Origin of the sequence: Burkholderia sp. Ac-20353, assembly GCF_017104785.1 — a bacterium.
Taxonomy (GTDB): domain Bacteria; phylum Pseudomonadota; class Gammaproteobacteria; order Burkholderiales; family Burkholderiaceae; genus Burkholderia.
In genome coordinates, this window is sequence record NZ_JAAGPL010000375.1 from 1 (window position 1) to 3,436 (window position 3,436).

A 3,436-nucleotide genomic window follows, 5' to 3' on the forward strand; every position below is an offset into this window, starting at 1 on the left:
TCGTCGTGCAGCAGCGATTCGGGCGTCGGCGCGGGCGTCACCATGCGCTCACCTTGCCGATCGCGGCGGCGACGCGCTGCCAGCGGGTCGGCAGCGTCGCGTCGACTTCGCCCGTCGCCGCGTGCGCGCGGCAGCCGCCGCGCTCGATCGCAGCATCGGTGCGCACGCTCCAGCCGAGCGCGTCGAGTTCTTCCTGCAGGTACGCCTCGACGACCGGCAGGTCGGCCGGATGTACCGCGAGGGTCGGCGCGCCGGACAGCGCGGGCTCGGCCGCGAGCACGTCGCGCACCGCGGCGACGAGCGCCGCGGGATCGTGCTTCACGTGCTGGCGCACGACCTGCTGCGCGATGTCGAGCGCGAGCTGTGCGACGTCCGACGCGAGATCGTGTTCGGCGGCTGCGAGCGCCTCGCGAAACGACGTCGCGAGCGCCGCAAGCTGCGCGGCCTGCGCGCGCACTTCGGCCTGGCCGGCTTCGAAACCTTGCTGATAGCCCTGCTCATGGCCGGCCTGGTAGCCGTGCGCCTGTCCTTCGACGTGGCCGGCCGACAGGCCTTCCGCATGCGCGGCGTCGCGCACGCGCTGCAGTTCCGCGGCGAGCTCGGCGGCGGCCGCGGCCGCTTCGTCGCGCGGCAGCGGGGGCGGCGGAGGAGGCGGCGGATCGAACGACGCCATCTCCCAGCGCTGGTACGCGGTCATGTCGCGCACGCGTTCGCTCGCCTGATCAGACATACGCGTCTTCCGCCTTGCCGCCTAGCACGATCTGGCCGTTCTCGGCGAGGTTGCGCACGATCTGCAGGATGCGGCGCTGCTGCGTCTCGACTTCGGACACGCGCACCGGGCCGCGTGCGTCGAGATCCTCGGCGAGCAGCTCGGCCGCGCGTTGCGACATGTTCGCGAGGAATTTCTGGCGCAGCGCGGGCGGCGCGCCCTTCAGCGCGATGATCAGCGTCTCCGACTCGACTTCCTTGAGCACCATCTGGATCGCGCGGTCCTCGAGGTCGAGCAGGTTCTCGAACACGAACATCTGGTCGACGATTTTCTGCGCGAGCTCCGGATCGTACTGGCGCACGCTCTCGAGCACGCCCTCTTCGTGGATGCTCGTCATGAAGTTCAGGATCTCGGCCGCGGTGCGGATGCCGCCCATCGGCGCGCGCTTCAGGTTGTCGCTGCCGGACAGCAGGCCCGTCAGCACGTCGTCGAGTTCACGCAGCGCGGCCGGCTGGATGCCGTCGAGCGTCGCGATCCGCAGCATCACATCGTTGCGCAGCCGCTCGGTGAAGCACGACGTGATCTCGGACGCCTGGTCGCGGTCGAGATGCACGAGGATCGTCGCGATGATCTGCGGATGCTCGTTCTTGATCAGCTCGGCCACCGCGCCCGAGTCCATCCACTTGAGGCCTTCGATCCCGCTGGTGTCGCTGCCCTGCAGGATCCGGTCGATCAGCACGCCGGCCTTGTCCTCGCCGAGCGCCTTCGTCAGCACCGAGCGGATGTATTCGTTCGAATCGAGCGACAGCGCGGTGTGCTGCTCGGCTTCCTTCGCGAACTCCTGCAGCACTTCCTCGACCTGCTCGCGCGTCACGTTGCGCAGCGCGGCCATCGCCACGCCGATCTTCTGCACCTCGCGCGGCGCGAGGAACCTGAATACCTGCGCGGCTTCTTCCTCGCCGATCGACATCAGCAGCAGCGCGCTCTTGGTCAAGCCTTCAGCGTTCATCGGACACCCAGTTTTTCACGACGGTTGCGACGATCTTCGGATCCTGGCGCGCGATCGTGCGCGCGTATTCGAGGTTGCGTTCGTAGCGGTTCTTGTCGCTTTCGAAGGCGAGCAGCAGCGCGTCTTCCTCTTCGGCTTCCTTGTCCGGCGCGGGCAGGCCGTCGAGCGCGACCGGATCCTCGGGCGACGGCAGCGCGGGCGCGACCGGCTCGGGCGGCGGGAACGCGCGGCGCATCGCCGGGCGCACGAACATGAAGTAGAGCGCCGCGGCCGCCGCCGCGATGCCGAGCCACTTCGCGGCTTCCTTCGCCATCTCGATCACGTCCGGCTGGCGCCACCACGGCAGGTCCGCGAACGGGTCGGACGCGGTCGAGAACGTGCTGTTGACGACGTTGACCGAATCGCCGCGCTTCGCGTCGTAGCCCATCGCGTCCTTCACGAGCTGCTCGACCTGCGCGAGCTTCGCGGGCGGCAGCGGCTGCATCGTCACGTGGCCCTTCGCGTCGGCGACCGGCTGGTAGTTGACGACGACCGCGACCGACAGCCGCTTCACGCTGCCCATCGGCTGCTCGACATGGCGGATCGTCTTGTCGAGCTCGTAGTTGGTCGTCGCATCCTTGCGGTCGCTGACCGGCGTCGCCTGCGGCCCGTTCGGGCCGTTGCCCGCGACAATCGGCGCGGAGGCCGGCTGCGGCGGCGTGTTCGACAGCGCGCCCGGCACGCCCGACGCGCCGCCCTGCGCGAGCTCGGTCGCGGTGCTGGTCTGCTGGCTGCGGATCGACGCCTGCTGCGGCGTGCCGTTCGGGCCGTAGCTTTCCGACGTCTGCTCGAGCTTCGAGAAGTCGACGTCGGCGCTCACCTGCGAACGCGCGTTGCCGGCGCCGAAGATCGGCGCGAGGATCGCGTCGATGCGCTTCTGCGTGTTGCGCTCGACCTGCTGCACATACTTGAGCTGGCTCGCGTCGAGGCCGGTCGCGGACGCGGTCTGGGTCAGCAGGTTGCCGTCCTGGTCGACGATCGTCACGTTCTTTGCGGGCATGTCGGGCACGCCCGACGACACCATCCGCGTGATCGCCTGCACCTGGCCTTCGTCGAGCACGCGGCCCGGGTACAGGTCGACGAACACCGACGCGCTCGGCGCTTCCTTGTCGCGCACGAACACCGACGGCTTCGGGATCGCGAGATGCACGCGCGCGCCGCGCACCGCGTTGATCGATTCGATCGTGCGCTGCAGCTCGCCTTCGAGCGCGCGCTGGTAGTTGACCTGCTCGGCGAACTGGCTGATGCCGAATTTCTGGTTGTCCATCAGCTCGAAGCCGACCGAGCCGCCTTTCGGCAGCCCCATCGCCGCGAGCTTCAGGCGCGTCTCGTGGACCTGGTTCGCCGGCACGAGGATCGCGCCGCCGGCGTCGGCGAACTTGTAGGGAACGTTTGCCTGCTGGAGCGCAGTAATGATTGCACCGCCGTCGCGGTCCGACAGGTTGCTGTACAGCACGCGGTAGTCGGGCGTGCGGCTCCACAGCACGAGCGCGACGATCACCGCGACCGCGAACGCGACGGCGATCATGAACGGCAGCTTCGGGTTGCCCTTCATTCGCGCGATGCCGGGAATCCGTTCCGCGAAGCCGCCGAACCCGAAGTCCGCGCCGGCGCCGCCCGTGCCCGGCAGCGCCGCGGCAGCGGCGGCGCCGGCCCCGGGGCTGGCGAGGCCCGTGCGG

The 3,436-nt window shown here is 69.5% G+C and carries 3 protein-coding genes; all 3 read right to left on the bottom strand.

The annotated features are described in order from the left end of the window. Positions 1–37 precede the first annotated feature (37 nt). On the bottom strand, positions 38–730 hold the full coding sequence (gene fliH / locus G3N94_RS40285) for a flagellar assembly protein FliH (RefSeq protein WP_205799752.1): 693 nt from the start codon (positions 728–730) through the stop codon (positions 38–40). Beyond that, entirely contained in the window at positions 723–1,718 is a 996-nt protein-coding gene (gene fliG / locus G3N94_RS40290) for a flagellar motor switch protein FliG (protein ID WP_124600777.1), read from the bottom strand. The genes fliH and fliG overlap by 8 nt, the downstream gene beginning before the upstream one ends. After that, positions 1,708–3,436 (bottom strand): flagellar basal-body MS-ring/collar protein FliF (fliF, locus tag G3N94_RS40295; protein ID WP_205799753.1); only part of this gene is annotated, 1,729 nt, incomplete at its 5' end. The genes fliF and fliG, both read right to left, overlap by 11 nt.

What these genes read in the sequence shown, in the direction of transcription:
- fliH (WP_205799752.1), bottom strand. Translation starts at nt 730, where the DNA reads ATGTCTGATCAGGCGAGCGAACGCGTGCGCGACATGACCGCGTACCAG.
- fliG (WP_124600777.1), bottom strand. Translation starts at nt 1,718, where the DNA reads ATGAACGCTGAAGGCTTGACCAAGAGCGCGCTGCTGCTGATGTCGATC.